Genomic DNA, 19692 nt, shown 5'->3' with positions numbered 1-19692 from the left:
AGACCGTCCGAACAAGGCTCACTTGTTCAGGACGGTCTATTTACATGCTACTCCGCGTCACTACCTGCCGAAGCCGCTTCTCTCATGGCTGACAACGCTTCGTCCAAGGAATCGCCGCTTCCGCCACTACCTTGCACTACGCCTGCCATCTCGGCACTATATGCCCACCAACGCACACGTACATTGCCTTGCTCACCCGACTGCTGCACTTTCACGCCGATACGGAATGTACCCTTCAGTGGGTAAGCGATCGTTCCGATCTTCACTTCAGGTGCATCTGGCTCAAACTCACTACCTTTAAATACTTCCGAAGCCCCGCCATATACGCGATCTCCGCTAGAAAGAATATCCGAGAACGCATCGCCGCTTTGCTCTTCTAAGCTTGTGATGATCAACACATTCCCTTCACCGAGTCCGTGTACAATCTCACCGGAATAAAAGCTCTTCATCGCACGCCCGAACGGAGATACGGCAATTTTCGTAAAAGGTTCAATCGGGATGTCGACAAACCCGCTTACAATGCCTGCAATCCCGCTGCCACCGCCAGCTGGAATACCTAGATCAAATGACAGTTCGCTGATCAAGGGGTTGTAATTGACATTCAGCTCTGGCATTTGTCCCGGAGCCAAGGTTTTCACTTTGGACTTCGTTACGAATTGACCCGAGGTTTCTTCCCGATACTGACTGGCTTGACCGAGTCGGTACATAACGGACGTATTGTAGACGTATTCACCGAACGGTACTTGCTCAACACTTTCTATCACATAAGTCGGTCCGACTTGGATCAAACAGATTTTGGCCAAATAGATACACGGCTCCGATGGAGCTTCCAAAGATGCTTCCAAGGATTGCTTCACGAAATCCGACATTAACCGTTCTTTCACCGCTTCGTTCACGATGCTAATCTCGCCAATGGATTGCGCTTGCAGTTCCAGTTGTCTATCATCCAGCTTCAAAGCCCCAGTACCCGCTTTTACACCGACGGATGCTTTCACCGCAGCAGTACTATCGGCACGAAGCAGCACCTTCATTTCATATTCGCTCTCTTGCGCATCTTGTGGCTCTTGGAACACAATGGTCGTCCCGTTGATCGCCTCTACGCGATGAGCATCAAGCTCATATTGGAAGGTCATTCTGCCCGCTTTCAATGTTTTCTCAAACCGCAGTGTCATCTCGAACAATTGCCCCGGATTCACATAGCGCGGTGTCGTTTGCAGGACGCGTACCTGCTTATCCTGATAGAGCACAATCGTCTGATCTGACAAGGTGGCCAGCGGCAATGAAGCTGGGTCTGGTGCATCCTCCCGGATGAACAGACGATAGCTTTCCAACACACGATTATAATCATTAATTTCGTCCGAACGGACGGAAGAGTTCGCTACAGCGTGGACGGGCTCTTTTTCTTTTTCATCATAGGCAATACACAGGTAAACGTTCTTAGCATACTGATTATTGCTGAACCCATCCATCATAGACAGCTTCATCGTCATCGGAGATGGCACGACAATTTCCCGTCCTAAGGCATCAATGGCGGCACCCATTTCGACCGAAACAGACTTCTCATCCACCGCTACAACCTGCAAGCCAGTTACAACACCAGAACCATGTAGAAGTCGGTTCATCATTCTGCGTTTATCGTTAAAATACTTTTGCTCGGACTCGAAATCTCTGACCGTCAGCAGCTTCCCATAGAAATACCGATTACGTTCAAACGGGTAATAACGTGATTTTTTCATAACGATCCCCTCACCTTCTCTGACTCAATTTCTTTTATTATTCGATTTCGGAATCTAGTCCCAAGCGCGTATGTATATCCATCCGTTTATCACGATCAACATCAATCAACACCGTATTGTAAGGCATCGACGAGCGCTGATCGAGGGTTAATAAAGTAGGCTCAGACAAGTACGTATTAATTCCTAGGTAGGTATGCATATCTGCATACATCCAAGGCTGCAGCACAATCAATTTGCCCTCGGTATACGCAGGCTTCTGATCTTCAATAATGTTCTCAATCACTAAGCGCTGTTCATCTGTACGCACACTTTCTGGCCTCAGCAGTACACAAAAGGTGTAAGGATTATCGCCATATAACTGGGTGAACAGCTGCCGCAACTCTGACGTTTCTTGCATTTGCTTAAATTGAAAATACTCCAATATGAATGGCTCAGCGCCCGTGTAAATGTGGAGCATATTCATCAAGCCCTCGCGCGTACCCCGTAGCTTGTATAGCTCTGGTGCCCGCTTGATCAGCTCTCTCAGCTTCTTCTCACCCCAGGCCTCGTGCTCCGTAATGGCAAGCCAACCGCCCAACCATTCCAAGTACGGTCCCGACACCGCATCCGGATCAAAATGGCCCGAAATCCGATCAATCGTATCCTCCATATCGTCAAAAAACGTACTAAACATCGCCAGGAATCGCTCCAAGAAAGGGCTATGCTCCTCATCCTGCTGATACATCGGCGGCAAATACGCGATCAGTGAGGTACGAGGGTAATACACCCTCAACTTGCGAATAAACGGTGATTTCTGCTCACTGCCGATCAGCTCGATTTTGAACCAGAGATATCGACCCTTCGCATTCATCAGCAGCGCATCTTTGGGATTCAGAATCGGCTCTGACCAAAGGTCCCGCGTCGCTCTTAGCTTTTCTTTGACCGAGATATCTGGATCCGTGAAATAGCTAGTGAGATTTACGTAATCTCCGTCAACCATCCCTTCACTTTCATCCGAGGCATAATACGAAAACCGAACCTGCGTCTCCTCCGGGATATCTGCTTCCAACCGTATTTTGTGCCACGTCGTCTCCGTCTCCGTCGTATCGAGATCCGCAGAGAAGTACACAGCCTCCGGTAATTGCGTGTCTTCCAGGAGCATCGTTCGAGCTCGAAGGTCCAACAAGCTAATCTGACCGCTCATTCGATCAAACACGTACAGGCGATTGCGCCCATCCCGCACTAATTTATCCGTTCGTCCACGGAAGCCTGTTACCTTATCCAAGGTGGTGCCGTTGCCGCGATATTTTAAAATAAACCGCTCCGTCACACCCTCTTGCTGCGCGTAACCGCTATCCCCTATATAGAGATTATGATTCGTATCAATGGAAATGCCGGCAAATCGCCCCTCCTGCTCCAATTGGAAATGGAACGGCTCTCGTCCATCTTCATGAAACACCGTAACAGACCGAAGCTGGTTATCCAGCAGGGCAATCGTGCCATCTGCCGCCGCAGTGAAATAGCGCTCCTGCAGCTTCGAAATCGGAATGGCCTCTGGCATACGATGTGCATCATGCTCATACACACGTATCACCTCACCAGCCGAGTTCCACTGTATAATGCCAATCCGACCGTCCTTCGGGACTTCGGGACTTCCATTCATACCAACCGCAATGTCCAAAGGAACCGCTATAAATAACGTATTCGCAGTTTGAAGCTTCGTATTCAGGGATAGTGGATATAAACTCAAACCTTCCCAATCTTGAACCGCCCACATGGTCTGACCATTGGAAATGGAGTAGACAGCAAGTCTTCTCTCCGTGCTCTCCGTCGCATCCGCAATCACAAGCAGATCCGACATCGATGCGAGCATCGCTTCCGAGCTGAATAGTTCGTGACCATGACGAAACAGTAACTCCCTGTGTCGACTTTCATCATCGTAAATCCACACATTCGCTGACTCATCCAGCAAAATTAGCTTCCGCCCAGGCCCTACCGTCATATCGCGAATAGGAGGAATCCCTTCAAGCTCATCCGTGCGAACGATGCGATGAATGCTGTACTTCTCCGATTGCTGAATCGAAAAACCCTGCTCCAGCATATGAACATTCGCATCAAAGCCCTCTTCCCAATCCATTTTCTTGTTTAGCGAAAAAAACGTTTGTCCATCCTGCATCGTTCGTCACCTCTTTTCTATTTATTTTGGGCAATTCAAGTTCAACTTCAAGCTCAAGTTCAAGTTCAAATGCCGCTGCTGCCAACTAACCTGTTCTCCATCGCCTCAAACAAATTAAATGGATTTTATATAGCTAATTTTGCTGATTCTCCCCACTTAGGAGCATTAGATGGATTTCCTACAGTTAATTTCCACCAAAACCCACCAAACCGCCAATCTTGCTCATATTAGCTGTACTTTTTCCATCTAATCGCTAAATCTCAGGAAATACGGAGAAATTAGCTGTATATTTTACATTTATTTGAAAGCTAGCTACTCAACTGAGCGCTAATCATTCATTTTTGAGCTAGCTGGCCGGCAGTTTGGCGAAACTCTTCTACTTCTACTTCTACTTCTACTTCTATCTCTACAACTACAACTAACTTCTACCTTTAACGCTGCCAACTAACCTGTTCTCCGCCACCTCAAACAAACTAAATGGATTTTATGTAGCTAATTTTGCTGATTCTCCCCACTTAGGAGTATTAGATGGATTTCCTACAGTTAATTTCCGCCAAAACCCACCAAACCGCCAATCTTGCTCATATTAACTGTACTTTTTCCATCTAATCGCTAAATCTCAGGAAATACGGCAAAATTAGCTGTATATTTTACATCTATTTGAAAGCTAGCTACTCAACTGAGCGTTAATCATTCATTTATGAGCTAGCTGCCGGCAGTTTGGCGAAACTCTTCTACTTCTACAACTACTTCTACCTTTAACGCTGCCAACTAACCTGTTCTCCATCGCCTGAAACAAATTAAATGGATTTTATGTAGCTAATTTTGCTGATTCTCCCCACTTAGGAGTATTAGATGGATTTCCTACAGTTAATTCCCGCCAAAATCCACCAAACCGTAAAACTAGCTCATATTAGCTGTACTTTTTCCATCTAATCGCTAAATCTCAGGAAATACGCTAAAATTAGCTGTATATTTTACATTTATTTGAAAGCTAACTACTCAACTGAGCGCTAATCATACATTTTTCAGTTAGCTGCCGGCAGTTTGGCGAAACTCTTCTACTTCTACTTAACTCATGTCCACAACCACCAGCCATACGTCACCTACAAATCCGTCTGACTGATCGTCTCGATCTCATGATTGCCGGAGTAGACTAACGCATAAGGCGGGATATGAATATCCCCAGCGCCATCCTTATGGAAGCCCGTGCCTTCGGCATCGAGCCAAATGTCCTGCACATAGACGACACCTTTGATGCGGGAAATGACGCCGTAAATATCTCCCTTATACACAGTCCGTCCAAAACGCCAACCTTGCGCGCCCTGCCCATGGTCCATCGGTTGAAGCAGGTTTTTGAGCTCGAGCGCGATGCGCCGTTGCTCGTTCTTATACTTCGGCTCCATCACTACGACTGCGTGGACGGTGATCTTAATATACTCCGCTGGAATGACATGCAGCTCCGTTGTTAGAAGCCGATGCCGATCCAGATGCAGCTTGATCGTCTGCAAGAAGCCCTTGCCAGCCTTCGGCTTGTCGCTCTCGCTGTAGGGCACAACCACCACGGTCATCTGCGCCGGCGCCGATACCCGCGGGAAATCCCGCATCCCCGGCTTATACAGCGGGATCGCCTTCACCCGCGCGACGCGGAGACCCGGCGCCGCCTTCGCGAGCGCCTCGTAGTCCTCGGCGGTCACCGCGCGCGTTGGCGCAGCCAGCTCGCGCTGCACGCTCAGCTTCGCTTGCGCGAGCGTCTCCGCTTCCAGGCCGCCGCGCGCCGGGAACGGATTCGTCACGCTCACGCCTGGCGAAGCCGTGAACCCCGACACGAGGCCGTCCTTCACGTTGCCTCGTACGCCCCCGCCTGCCTGCAAGGCCAGGAACCGAATGTTCGGTTCCCCGGACTTGCGCGGCACCAACCCCGCTTCGTTATTCCCGAAGCGGATCGTGCCTGCGGCGGCGTCGTAGACGTAGTGGCGGTCTGTTGACTTCGAGTTATCGAAGTCATCCACGGCCGTCCAATCGTCCCAGACGAAGACATCCTCGCCCCGCGGACGGGAGCCAACCTGCAGCAGCATGCTGCTAGGCTTGTACACGCGTCCGCGGCTGATCTCAAAGGTCTGCCCAGGCAGACCTTTGCTGCCTCCCACATACCGGCTGTAATCAAACTCAGCCGTGTAAGCAACAAGCCGCACCTGCCGCGCACCCTGCGGCGGGATACTACCATGCACCCCGTCGCCGAAGCGAAGACGGGTCATCCTACGGGCCGAATCCTGCTGCAGCTCGCAGCAGAGATCCGTTGGCCCGCAATCACTTAAGTCAGCGACCGTGTGCCAGTCGCGCCAACGGCCCTGCTCATCCAGCACCTGTACAGTGTGCAGGCCGTTATAAGCTAGAAACGTGCTCAACTCGAAGCTTTGACTCGGCTCGCCCGAGCTGCTGAAAGCCGTCACCTCGCTAAAGGTTTCCTGCTCCACTGCCCTGACGGCATTGAGCGTGATCTTCTCGATTTTGGGAGCCAGCTCATAGCCGTCCTCCTCCAGTGTACAGCAGATCCAATAGCGGCCACGGTCATCAGCCGGATACAAGGACAACGGCTTCATCTCCGATGTGATGAAAAACTTAAATTCCCCGCTTTGCGATAGGTGAACTGTGGTATCGCTTTTCGCCTCAATCGGCAGCCAGCTCTCCGACTGTCCATCTCCGCCTGCACCTGCGAATGACCAAGCAACTTTGGCTGATGAAATCATTGGCGCCATCTTCTCAGCGTGGTGACTTACGGTCACTGGGTAGCGGTCAAACAGATTAAAATAGATCGAAATCTCGGTGTCCATTGGCAATGCCTGATCAAAACCGAGATACAGATGAGCTCCCTTGCGGGCATCAGCACCAAAAGCATAGTAAGCAATTTTGGCCTGATTGTTCGATGTATAATCGGCAGCAGCCGTTTCCGTACGCACGAGCACCTTCTCCAATGCAGCTGGAACTAACTGTACCGTTCCCTGCGTCTCAAAACGCAGATCCATCGCGGACAACGGCGTCCCTTTAGGGAGCACAAGCTGCTGCGTAGCGCCAGTAAACGTCACATCACATACTGCAGACACCGCATCGCGAGGACGAATCCCCAACAGCTTCAGAAACTTGCGTTCACTGCGCTCCGTCACCCGATTTAAGTAATACTGCTGCATCTCTGTCATCCATGACATCAGCTCCAGCAGCGTAATCCCAGGATCATGCTCATTCTCATCTGTCCATTCTGGAAATAGCTTCGGAATCGACTTCCGAGCCTCCATCACCATTTGTTCGAACATCCGGTCATCTAAATTGGGAATTGGCAGCACTTGTGCTCACCTCCTAAAAGATTTCGTTAGAAATCTAGCTTCGTAAGCATACACTTAAGTTTTCGATAGAAAACTGGCTTCGTAATTATCATCTATTTCCTAAAGTACGTTCACAACCACCTTGTGCTTTCCGCTCACAATAATGCTATGCGGCAGCGAAGGCAGACGATTAACATCCAGCTCCACGCGCTCGCCGTCTTCAATTTTGTAGACGGTCATATACAGCTTTTCGACATGGCTAATCGCCCGAATCGATTTCAACAACGCGTAAAAGACGGAAGGATGAATCTGCGCACCGATGGCCCAACCTTTATTATCAAAATTGCCCGTTAACGGGTCAAGGAATCGATTTAATTTCTCAATCGCCTGAATTTCCGTGAGAACGACCGTATCCATTCCCTCAACAGCGACAATAGCTGAAACCGATATTTCCATATACACCGGCTCAATGACCTGCAAGCGTTCCGGGAAAGCAACCAGACTTGAAGCACGTCCCAGGATGAATCGTTCTACTTGTTTTTTCAGCTCAGGAAACGTTGAACTGCCTTGTTGGCCTTCTTTCGGCAAAATAACAAGCGTCATCGCTCCGATTTCTTTCTTCATATAGGCATTCCGATTCGGAATACACGTCACTTTCGCAATGTTCGGATAGGCTTCTCTAGCCAGCCACTCGTAATCTTTGGACGAAACGGCTCGGTTACGATGCTTCAACATCTCCGGCCCCCGCACTAGCGCAGACTCCAGTTTCTCGGCCTGACAGCCGCCTGACGCGGGCTCAGGGTTATACACCTCACCTACAAAAGCAATCGAATCCTGCATCTGATTGATCTGACGAGCGGCGACATTGCCGATTTGGCCCATTGTAACTTGGTAGGTAACCTTCAATTGCTCGAGTCCGCCCTTCGGCGGGTGCATCCCATGAACACCATCCCCTACACGTATGCGTCCAAAGGTGTGATCAATCACATAATGCCGATCTCGGTTACTCGATAACGTCAAATCGCGAACAGAGGTCCAACGAACCCATACCTGCAGAATATTGCCCTCTGAATCGCGGCGAATGTCCATGAGTGGTGTCCCAGATAACTCGTACTCGGAGATATCCTCTTCCGTAATGAACTCCGTCTCATCTACCCATACTTCCTCAGATACGATTCCTTGTCTGCTGAGCTGGTATTCCGTCTCTTCCAGTCCTTTGACCTCAGGAACTTCACCCGTAATCGTCTCCTGCTGGAGGACATGAACCGTATTCATATACACGCCATGAATCGTCGGAATCTGCACATGCCCCGTCAGATCATCGTAGATATCATCCCGATTCGTAGCCCGAATCCAGTAACCTTCTTGACCGAATAGTGAGACGCCTGCAAAATCAGATGGACCCACGAACTGCACCGTGCCGCTTTGCGTCAAGCCATTCGTTTCATCGATAACCTTGAGTGCCACCCACTCCGGTGGCGTACCTGGGAGCAAGCCTGCTCGCAAATATTCCCACTCTAACATGGGGACGTCATGCTCCGAGAATCGTTGTTGTTTAATCGAGACGAATATCGAAATAGGACCTCTCACAGGAGGTGTATCAAAAGAGAAACATAACGCTGGATGGTTGCCTTCCAAAGGCTGGAAGGGTTCAAATCCGCCTGCCAATTGACGGGTATGCTTGGTTCGTTCCTCGAAAACCGTGTTATTGAAGGACAAACAACGATCCGCTTGATAAAGACGATCCTCATATTCGTACGTCAGCGCTACGTCGTCAATCCATGGTGATAAATATAAAGCCTGTGCGATATACGCATTTTCAATATGTAAAATCCGTGCTCGGATCCAGCGGTTCTCATTCCCATTCACATAGGTAGCCTGAAGATCAGGCGGACAGCGGAACTCAATCTCCTTGCGAACCTTTTGCTGCACGGGGTAGTAGAAGAGCTTCTCCGCATCCTTGCCCACATCAAGCCGCACCCACGTCGTACCGTTCCAATATTCCCAAGCCACTTGAAGAACCGTCACATGCACAACAGGTGCTTTATCGAACTTGTTCTTCTTCATGACCATTTTCCAGTCAACTTGATCTGCGTTCTCCGCCCCAAAACGATTCTCAATCGCCTGCAGACCGAAGCTTAACTTAATATCACCATTGGTTTTCGTAAACACTTCCTGACTGCCAATATAGAAGGAGCCATACAGAGCGAATTGATCACCAAATGGATAGAACCCCGAAGGATCCGCATCAATATCATTGTAAAACATTTGATCAGGCTGAATACCGCCCGTTTCGAGTGTATCTACATAGTCTGTTTTGAAAGAGATATGATCCATAGAAAGCCTGCTGTCAGCGAGCGTCGTACCACCAGATTGCAGTGGCTTTAATCGACATTGAATCCAGCGACCGCTTTGGCCATTCACTTCTTTGAGCGCAAGCTCTTCACGGACACTTTTGAGCAAAATAATCCGATTGCCCTGCGCCTCAACGGCATCAAATGCTTTCCAACCATCTGCTGTTGCATACAGCCATTCCGTATGCTCGGGATCTGCGAGTTGACTCACCATCCCGAACTCCTCAAACCGTTTCGTCGAATTACGGAATTCGATCTCAATCTGTGCCGGGTTGGTTACCGTGAAAAGGGAACTGTGCTCCAAATACAAGGCATGCGCCTGTAAATTGTCTCCATCCTGCAACCGGAATAGCTTCTTCGGCATCGCGTAACCTTGACGACTAGCAAGTAAGAAGTCATCCGTGATCCGGACAATGATATCCTGTTTGCGACTCGTCACATAAATGCTCGAGAGTACGGCCGGCGTCAGCAAGGCGCTGCGTGCCGTTTCATATAGAATCGTATCGGCCTCTATTGAAGCGGCAATTTGTGTCCCCGCCGAAATAAACACAGATTCTTTCGTTCCTTCATTCAGCGCAAATGTCAGGTAGCTGCTAGCCGGTCTTGCTGGAAGCAGCGTGACATCGAACATGTTTAGAAAAGAGATCAGGTTCTTCGTCGGTACGCGGTTCAATCGCTTAATATTGTCGTGAAACATATCCGCAAACATCAGGAATAAGGCTGAACCCGGATCTGGATTCTCAGGTGTAAATCGCCACTCCGGCGTATAATACGGCGCCATTTCCTTCATTTGGGCGATCAGATCAGCTATGTCTCTGGAATCAATTTTGGGAGGTTGCACAGTTCCACCTCCTCTCTGCACGTATCGTCATCGCTTCCGCATCCTCTTTCTATTTGGAACCTTCAAATAAATAAAACGGATAAACTTGGTTATACAAGTTGTTCGTTGTACGTACCTGATAAGCAATATGAATCATGACTTTAGCGGGGTCATCCGCTTCTGGAATGGCTTTCACTTCAACCTCATGTACCCTCGGCTCCCAGTTGCGAATGGCTTCTTCAATATTCGTTTGCAGCAAATGAAGAGTCGTATCGTCCGTTAAACCGAAGATAAATTCCTGGACGCCGCATCCAAAAGAAGGGCGCATAACGCGTTCACCCTGCGTGGTGCCCAAAATGACGCGAATCGCTTCAGCGATGTCTTCCTCATACTCGGACATTCGGATTCTTCCTGTTGCAGGATCAACCTGAATCGGGAATTTCCATCCTCGTCCCAAAAATGCTTCCGACATCTCGCCACGCCCTCTCGCTAATTGATTTTGACGTTAGTTTATTTTCACCATACTACCTTTGATGTTGATGATACCATCGGACTTCAGATCCAAGGTGGCTCCTGCCTTCAAAGCCATCGTAGCAGAAGCTTCTATGTTAATTTGCGTAGATTTAATTTTGATTTCCTTCGTGCTTTCAATCCCGACCTCGCCCTTGGCGTTCAAGGTGATCTTCGAAGTTTGGCTGACGACCGAAATCTCATTCGCCGATCCGCCTTTGATCAAAATCTTATTGTTTCCACTGGAGTCCGCAATTGAAATGCTCTGATCCTTATCCTTGAGTTCAATAATCTGACCTTTTTTGGTCTTCAACGTGATACTCTCGTCACCGCTCTTATCATTGAAAGACAGTTCATGACCTGATTTTGTTTTAATCATGCGCAAATCATTCTTCTCTGCGGGTGTTGGCGGCATATTTTTCGGATTCCACAGCATACCAATCACGAATGGCATCCGCAGTTCGCCTAAATGAAAGGCAACCAACACTTCATCCCCAACCTCCGGGATAAAAAGACTACCCATTTCCTTACCGCCCATTAACGTCGCGATACGGACCCAGTCTGTCTCCGTTTCGGTTTCTTGCATCGGCAGCTTGAGCTTCACACGCCCCATTTTATCAGGATCGGTGTTATTCGTAACCACAGCCACCATGACGCCGCCAATCTTCTGACTGGCAAAATCGGATATACCACCAATTGTTATATCGGGAGTTTTGAACATTAGACCGCATTCCCTCCCAGTTGAAACCGAGTTGTATAACCTTCATCGTCGAAAATGTGTGTTGCTCCCGTAATATAATACGGTTGGTCGAACGTCTTGCCAACACCACTCAGCTTAATATAGCGCCCGGCGCGAATCTCTGGAATCCCAATACATTCCCCGCTGCCGCTAACCAACTTCATGGCTCGGCGGTTTAATATCGCATCTGCGTAGCTTTTCGCTTCCTCCACAGAGGTTACATTCGTATACATATGCTCGATGAAATCACCTTTTGAGCCTAAAATATCCTTGCCCGTCTTGCTGTTAGAACCGAGCTTCGTCACGCTGGCTGACTTGCCTTCGATAACTTTTAACTCTTTATTATCCCAAGCTCGTACAGTTACGCCCGTAATTTGCTCGGCCAAATTGTGATCTATCATTAAACTGCGGAGCGTCTTCCCCATTTCCAGCGTCATCACGGCTGTCATCGCCGTTAATGGCTTACGGAAATACAAATTTTTCCCCACAACGAAGAAATCATAGTTAACTAAATTCGCTAAATTTTGAATGAAGTGATAGTCATTGATCTGACTCTGTGAAAGTGCCGGAAATACCGTTGTCGTGGCATCCACGTTTGTTTTGAAGCCATATGTTTTGGCGATTTCTTCAACAACTTCACTGTATTTCTTCTTATTCCAAGAGCGAGACTTCGTCCCTTTCATCATCAGATAAGAAATATCCATCCCACGCACAACGAGACCAGGGGCGCCGTCTTCTGGAAAATCCACAACAACAGACGTGATTTGTCCCGTAAACACAGGTGTAAATTTGTCTACATAACCTAACCCGATATCAATGGCTTTACCTAATGTAAAGGTAGATAGCCACTGGAATTCATTCTTCGTAATATCGTACGCATTCGCTACTCGAAAAGAAAAAGAGTCTGCCGTACCATCAATCGTTGTCTCCACACGTAGATTATCCAGTGCGATATCATCCGACAATTTCGTGCCATCCACTTTAATATCGTAATAAGGGGCGTAAAAATCACTATATTTTTTGGCCAGGTCGTCAAAGGTAAAAGAGCTCGTTTCCAGATCTAAGGCCATCGGCTTAATCCAACCGCGGAACTGAAATGCGGCGTCCCGTGGCTACTTTCATTGGATTATCGATCCCATTCGCCTTGGCGATTTCTCGCCACATCGTTGGATCCTCGTACTCATTGGCAGCTATCGTCCACAGTTGATCCCCTTGATTAAGCATTTTCAACTTCGTTCGATCTGCCGAATGACGCGGAATTTGCTTCAGTTGATCTTTCTTGCTTAGGGTAGATTTAAACGTCACCTTCAGCTTCGCACGAACTGGAACGCCTGTATCCAAGAACATGGTAAAATGCTGATTCACATTCACAACGACTCCCTTGAAATCCAAGGAACCCCATACAAACCGGCAAAGCGGGGGTGCATGGATCTCCTTCTCGACATCAAGTAGTCCTGAAATCTTCGTCGTCAACTGACGGACGTCTGTTCCTTTTTCGTAGGTGTCAAAATAAAAATCCATGGTGAGTGTCGACGTCCCCCCGCTCACGAATTGAGCGATTGGCATGGACAGACCCGGCACTGTTTTCCAAGAGTAGCTATTTCCGGTGTCGATCGTATACTCGCCCGGGTTGAACATCACTTGCACATTTTCTGTTTTGCTTCCTTTGTGAACGATAATCATTGCTTTCTTGAGTGCCATAGGAATCCGTCCTTTCTGCCAAATTGAAATAGATTAACCGGCTGCGCCAGTCCTCTCGAGAAGAGAGCGAAGCACACGGGTTAGTCGAATTTATCGACTAACTCCACTATAATCGCTACTGGCGTGCTGGAGTTAGTCGGTTTTATCGACTAACTCCACTATAACTACCACTGGCGTGCTCGAGTTAGTCGGTTTTATCGACTAACTCCACTACAATTGCCACTGGCGTGCTCGAGTTAGTCGGTTTTATCGACTAACTCCACTATAATTGCCACTGGCGTGCTCGAGTTAGTCGGTTTTATCGACTAACTCCACTACAATTGCCACTGGCGCGCTCGAGTTAGTCGGTTTTATCGACTAACTCCACTATAATTGCCACTCGCATGCTCGAGAGTTAGTCGATTTTATCGACTAACTCCACTTCTTATAGAGCTATATCGCTCTACTTACTACGTGAAACTTATATACCTCGGCGTTGCCGTTCGAATTTCATTTTTTTCTCGATTTCGCGGTACACTTTGTCCGCGATTTTGGAGATATCCAGCTGTGGAAGCTGTTTAATCAGCTCTTGCAGTTGCTCTTCACTTAGCTCCGGCGGCGTCTGATCGACTGGCGCTGTTGGTGTTGGTTCTGAGTCTGCGCTCGTTTTGGTGCGCAGCCAGTCCATGTCGAGCGGTGCGTTCGCAAGCTGACTCGTTGGTGCTTGTTTATGCTCCAGCATGCTGAGTGGTGAAGCGAGATGCTCTTGACTTGCTGATTGCATCGGCATGCTTATCATTGGTGTGCCCTGGTGGCTCGCGCCAATGGACGGCTGCTGCGTGCGCGACTGCATTGGCACGCTCATTGCTGGCGTGCCCTGGTGGCTTGCACCAATGGACGGCTGCTGCGTGCGCGACTGCATCGGCACGCTCATTGCTGGCGTGCCCTGGTGGCTCGCGCCGATGGGCGGCTGCTGCGTGCGCGACTGCATCGGCACGCTCATCGCTGGCGTGCCCTGGTGGCTCCCGCCGATGGACGGCTGCTGCATGCGGGACTGCATTGGCACGCTCATCGCTGGCGTGCCCTGGTTGACGTCGGCTTGCCTGCCGCCGACGGGGCTGGCAAGCCGCTGCACCTGCGTGGGCAGCGGCTTGGTTAATGCAGCAGCAGCCCAGCCTTGGCTGCTGCTGTTCGTCATGCTGGCGCCGCTCAGCGCGCCAGCTGTTGCTGCGGCGGCTCCGCCAGAGGCAGCCGCCTGTATGAGACTGCCCGTCCCGCGGGCGGGCAGTCGGTGTTCCGCTGCGGCAGGCGAAGCCGCAGCCATCCCCGCAGGAGCAGCGCGAAGCGCTCCTGCGCTGCTCGCCAGCAGCGGCATGACACGCGGTGTCATGCTCGTGCTCTGGCGAGCCATGGGCGCGCGTGCGGCAAGCGCGACCGAGACTGTCTCTGCGGCCCGCGAAGCGGCCGCAGGCTCTAGCCCTTGTGCGCGCTCTTCTACCTGCGCGCTCACCATTGCCCTGATGGTTTGCTCCGCCGAATCCACTTGCAAGCGTTCCGCTTCCAAGCGATTCTCCGAACCATGTGCTTCCCGCATAGGCGCGCGCTCACTGCCATCGACGACTATGCGTCTCTGAAGATGTTCGGCTTGCACCCCAGTCCAGTTCACTGCTCCACGACTTGGTGATGCTTCACCATCAGCCCCCTGCAAAACTCCTTGCCTGATATCCTGGGCAGATGCTTTATTGATTAATTGCCTGATTCGACTCTCACTCGCTCGTTGAATTAGATTGCCAGTACCAATACCTGCTGTACCTGGTATTCGGTTCGAACTTTCCATCGTATTCAGACCAATCATCCGACGATTTGTAAGATCAACAGATCGATTAGTCGGAGAAGAACCTGTTGTTCTTCCAAAAGCGCTTTGTTCGGAACGTCTTGGCGCTGAATCAACCGTTCTGTCCATCCGCCCTTCAGTCCCATGCATAGCAACTTGTCTTGCATTCTGCCTAATTTGGTTCTCTGATGATCTTTGCACGAGATTTCTACGCACGAATTCACTTTCAACCGATACACTACGTGATTGAACGTTGTCTGCTTGATTAGCTCTTCTTACCTGAACACCATTCGTAATTCCTAGTGAACGCTGGACGAGCTTTCCTAATACTGAATTGCTTATACTTCTAGCTCGCAGAGAATCTTCAATTCCGTTGTTCGGTTTCAATTGCCTGCTATTTTCAACAAAAGCTGGCCGTTGTAAAAGCTTTCCACGAACAACCTCTCTTGCCGACTGGTTGAGTTGTGGATCAACTTCGCCATCCATTCGGCTCAATTGGATCTGTGTAGCAGCTTCGGAATTTTGTTGTTCAATATGTGCATCCATCATTCTGCTACTTGAAATTGGATTCTCACTGACCGAAGGAGCGCGTGCTCCCACTTCCCCTGCTACAGCTTCACTTGTTCGTTCAACGCTTCCAACACTATTCGGCTGTCTCTCGTCCTTCCGATCGGCATCAGCTAACTGCTGTACGTTTCTTTGCTGAGCACCACTGATCATTTCCAAGGACTGCGTATCATCTGATCCACTAGCTCGTCTTGTTACCGTACCATTCTCGATTCGCCCGGCCCGTAGCGTAAGCCTGCTTCTCATCCATTCACCAGTTGAGCGAGCAATCGTAGCATCACCCTCGCTACTGCTTGTTGAAGATGATTGGGTGCGAGAGCTAAGCGTTGGTTTTCGAGCTATAAACTGTCCTAAGTCGATTTTACGCTGTATACTAGCTTGCTGCTCCTTCACCTGATTAACTCGTGAAGAGCTTCCATCTCTCCTAACTATATCAAGAGGAGTATGACTAGCTGGTTGAACGATCCCAACAGCCGTTGTTTCATTCGTTGGTTTGCCAGTAGCCTGTTCACTGACACTTGGTTTTATTTCACTTGCTCCCACAGCGCTGTGAGGCCTATTCTCCCTCAGCGCTTCTGTTGAAAACAGACTGCCACCCTCTTGCACTAAACTAACTGGTTGGCGTAAGCTGCGTTGAAGCAACTGAGGGCCATTCATGGCAGCTTTGCTTGAATTCACGAAGGTCATGCTGCTTTGCGCTACCTTTGCTGCGATTTCTGCGGCTAAGGTTTGTCTGCTTGTTATCCCTTGTGGACCTGCTCCTGCACGGTCCTCTCGAAAATCAGACTGTTGTAGATCTGCCATCCTGTTGTTACTTACTCCGGCTTGGCGTAAAGTAGTCCGTAATAGACGAACAACTTCTCTATTTTCTGTGCTTCTCTGTTGTATGGGTGTAGAAACCAACGTTCCTATAGACCGAACGCTCGCTTCTGCCATTTTAGCTGCAATCTCAGAGGTTAACTTCCCAGTAGAGCGTTTGTCACTCACCACTAGCCTATTGCTTTGAATCTGGTCTTCTTGTTTTATCTGATGTTGACTAGTTTTATCTACTTGCAACCCTGGTGTAGTAGCAGGAGGAAGGAATTCATCCCTCAATCTGGGCTCGACAGGAATTGCTTTTTGCGGTTTACTTTCTGATACATCCTGCTCTCGTTGGATAGGTAGGCTTTGACTGTCTACGCTTCGATTCTCCTGCTGACGGTGCAGCCGATTACTTTCACGCTGTTCCTTCCCACTCGAAGTTCCACTAGTTTTCCTAGAAACTATGGTGGATTCTCCTAAGCGCTGATCTCTAAGTTTACTTGTTGATCTAGCCAACACATCTGCACCTAGATCAGGCTTCATTACGTTTATTGATAACTGGGCAGAAGCCCTATTCGTTATGACTTGCCTACCATCTTTGTTTACACTATTTGTACTCCTAATGAATGATTCACTATTAGAAGAGGGTTGTCTTTGTATAGTAACGAGCTGCTGCAACCAGCTCTCGTTGCTTTGAATTTTCTGAGCTTTTGGACGTCTATTTTCCATAAGCGCAGGCTTTCTGTATACCTGACTCGGATATGCTGTCACAACCTGTACAGGTTCGGATGCTACTCTTTCCTGCTCTGGCATTCCCACACTATCGGAATCAGATGTCGTCTTCTCTAAGGATTGCTCATCCATAAGAGTAGGTGCGATCTCTGAGGATTCAACGATTGTTTCTTTTGTTGTTTCTGTATTTGTCTGTTGGACGCTGCTATTTTTGCGCGGTCGTCCTCTTTTTCGCTTAACAGGTTGCTCAAGCGGTTGCAAAATCACGGACTCTACAATATCCACACCCTGCTTTTGTTGCTCTAGCTTAGCTTGTTGCACTGGTTCTTCTAGGTTTACCTGCTCCCCTAGACTTACCTGAGGCTCACGTTGTAAGCCAAGTACTTGGTTGTTCGGCGTTGCTTGTAGTTCCGGCAATTCCTGATGATTCCCTCTAACTTGTCGTTCCCGCTCACGCACTAGATTAGTAGTCTGATCATTCTCTTGTGAAATCTGAGACTGAGCTTGCGTAAACTGTTCATGAGCTTCCTGCTGCTCTCGTGGTTCTACTCTTGGGATCCGTTGCAACATTTCTTGTCGCGCTTGCAACTCTTCTCGTTGTGCACGCTGTTGCACTTCCTGCTGCTCTTGTAGCTCTTCTCGTTGTGCCAGTTGTTGCGCTCTTTGCTGCTCTTTTAATTCTTCTCGCTGTACCTGTTGTTGCACTTCATGCTGCTCTTGTAGTTCTTCTCTTTGTGCTCGCAGTTGTACTTCCTGCTGGTCTTGCTGAATACGCAGTTGTTCGAGCACTGGCGACTGACTCGATGCCGCTTCCTGTAGCCTTATTTCATCACGTTCTTGTTGTAATCTCTGGACTACTTCTGTTAAAGTTCCTTGCTCTTGCAACACGTGTGAAGATGGCTGTAGCTGAGCGGTGTCTTGTTGATCACCTGTTTTACGCCAAATCTTCGTCGTGCTCGTATCAATTCCCCTATTTGTAGAACGACTAGGACTAGAAGAACTTACAGAAGCATGCATCGATCTAGGTAAACGTGATGTTAAGCTTGCAGCATTAATTGCCATTGGTTGTAGACTGGAAGAAAGAAATCCCTTCGCAATGGAAGATTCACTTCTTCTTGTACGTCTAGAGCCTTCCGCCTGATCCTGCTCATCGGGCTGTCGTTTGCTCGCTTGAGCATCCTGCCCTTCAGCATGTTTGCTTAGTAGACTACGAATAAAGCGAACTGTACCTGGTGATGACTCTTCCGAAAAAGGACCTTCTCCCAGCTTTAACGCCTTTCTACTTCCGAGGGTTTGAGAATCTGTAGAGCTAAAACTCGGCGCCTCAGGATCACTCAGGTTGTGCGAACCTTGCTGTGTCAACCCGCGGTGACTCATTGGCGTTTGCGTTACCTCTTGCAAAATCAGCTTAGCCACATTGAGAAAAGAAGGATTCGACTGCAGCATGCTCTGCCCAGATAAACGGGCAACAGCCTCATCGTCATTTCGTCCCAAACTCAACTTCCCAGATTGGAACTGTTCAAGCCAAACGGAAGTACTCCGAATGGCTTCCACATGCTGAGCAACGTTAGAATGATTCGCCCTAGTTGTTGGATGACCATCCTGCTCACTTAAACGGACTAGACCATTATCCTTGTTGTCACGCAAAGCTTGTTTATATAGTAAATTCACTGTTTTCTGGCTACTATTTGTTCTGTGACCTGTATGTTGAACGTCATTCACCATAGGGTTCGGTTGATTCATCTTGCTGCTTGTAGAATGAGCTAACATACCTATCGAAGCAACGAGCTGCCTCATCGAACGCTGCATAATCGGTGAGTTTCGTTTATTAACGATGTTAATTGGTTCTTGTTTAGACTGTGCTAGATTACGTTTAGCAGCATTAATTATTTCTTGTTCTGCTAGGATTTGGGCTGCTAATTCCTTCTCCTTCTTGCTTTTACGTCCCCTCTTCTTCTTGACAGGCACATCAACGGCTGCCGCCATTTGTTCAGAGGACATACTTTTTTCTTCATGATGACTTCCATCGATAAGGACTTGCTTCGGTAACCGATATCCACTTTGTGTTACTAATTTTTCAATTTGCTGAATCGTTTGCTGCTTCGTAATGAAAGGTGCAGATTCAGGATGTTTCAAGCTTTGCAGTTGTAGCTGTAATTGCAGAATCCAAGCCCGATCACTCGGGTTCTTGATAGATGCTAGTTCTTTGTCTGTCAGTAATCCCTTGCCCTTAAAAATAAGAGCAAACATACCTAAATAATTATTCCGATCGAATCCATACTTCTCCATAATGCCAGAGGCAAATTGCTTCGCCTGACGAAAAGTCTGGCCGACAGTAGTCGTACGTTTACCTTCAGCAAAGCGTAATGAACCCTTCTTCTTTCCACGGGGTTTATGCGATTGTCGAGAGTTCATGAACAATCCCCCTAAAAGTTTTGCTGTAG

The 19692-nt window shown here is 48.7% G+C and carries 10 protein-coding genes; all 10 read right to left on the bottom strand.

Going from position 1 to position 19692, the window contains the following annotated elements; all coding sequences use genetic code 11:
• Positions 1-47: 47 nt before the first annotated feature.
• The 10 genes from GC096_RS35065 to GC096_RS35020 all read right to left on the bottom strand — a co-directional run bounded on the left by GC096_RS35065 (position 48) and on the right by GC096_RS35020 (position 19663).
• Entirely contained in the window at positions 48-1736 is a 1689-nt protein-coding gene (locus GC096_RS35065) for a hypothetical protein (protein WP_171637278.1), read from the bottom strand.
• Between the two features lie 37 nt (positions 1737-1773).
• Positions 1774-3891, bottom strand: coding sequence for a phage tail protein (locus GC096_RS35060; RefSeq protein WP_171637276.1), 2118 nt, complete (start codon positions 3889-3891; stop codon positions 1774-1776).
• On the bottom strand, positions 3830-3976 hold the full coding sequence (locus GC096_RS35055) for a hypothetical protein (RefSeq protein WP_171637273.1): 147 nt from the start codon (positions 3974-3976) through the stop codon (positions 3830-3832). Before GC096_RS35055 ends, GC096_RS35060 begins: the two co-directional genes overlap by 62 nt.
• 1021 nt (positions 3977-4997) lie before the next feature.
• Complete coding sequence (locus GC096_RS35050) at positions 4998-7232, bottom strand: putative baseplate assembly protein (protein ID WP_171637271.1); 2235 nt, start codon at positions 7230-7232, stop codon at positions 4998-5000.
• A gap of 99 nt (positions 7233-7331) precedes the next feature.
• Positions 7332-10406 (bottom strand): baseplate J/gp47 family protein, encoded by a 3075-nt coding sequence (locus tag GC096_RS39425; RefSeq protein ID WP_171637269.1) that lies wholly within the window; start codon positions 10404-10406, stop codon positions 7332-7334.
• Positions 10407-10455: 49 nt separating this feature from the next.
• Complete coding sequence (locus tag GC096_RS35040; RefSeq protein ID WP_171637267.1) at positions 10456-10857, bottom strand: gp25 family contractile injection system sheath assembly initiator; 402 nt, start codon at positions 10855-10857, stop codon at positions 10456-10458.
• Between the two features lie 33 nt (positions 10858-10890).
• The gene (locus tag GC096_RS35035) at positions 10891-11616 is read right to left on the bottom strand and encodes a phage baseplate assembly protein V (RefSeq protein WP_056612250.1); all 726 of its coding nucleotides are present in this window, start codon (positions 11614-11616) and stop codon (positions 10891-10893) included.
• Entirely contained in the window at positions 11616-12704 is a 1089-nt protein-coding gene (locus tag GC096_RS35030) for a phage late control D family protein (protein ID WP_171637266.1), read from the bottom strand. The genes GC096_RS35035 and GC096_RS35030 overlap by 1 nt, the downstream gene beginning before the upstream one ends.
• A gap of 4 nt (positions 12705-12708) precedes the next feature.
• Positions 12709-13335, bottom strand: a complete 627-nt coding sequence (locus tag GC096_RS35025; protein ID WP_171637264.1) for a CIS tube protein — start codon at positions 13333-13335, stop codon at positions 12709-12711.
• A 460-nt stretch (positions 13336-13795) separates the two neighbouring features.
• The gene (locus GC096_RS35020; RefSeq protein ID WP_171637261.1) at positions 13796-19663 is read right to left on the bottom strand and encodes a hypothetical protein; all 5868 of its coding nucleotides are present in this window, start codon (positions 19661-19663) and stop codon (positions 13796-13798) included.
• Positions 19664-19692: the final 29 nt, after the last annotated feature.

The sequence above is a fragment of the Paenibacillus plantarum genome, assembly GCF_013141695.1.
Taxonomy (GTDB): domain Bacteria; phylum Bacillota; class Bacilli; order Paenibacillales; family NBRC-103111; genus Paenibacillus_E; species Paenibacillus_E plantarum.
This window is presented reverse-complemented; position numbering and strand designations above follow the sequence as displayed.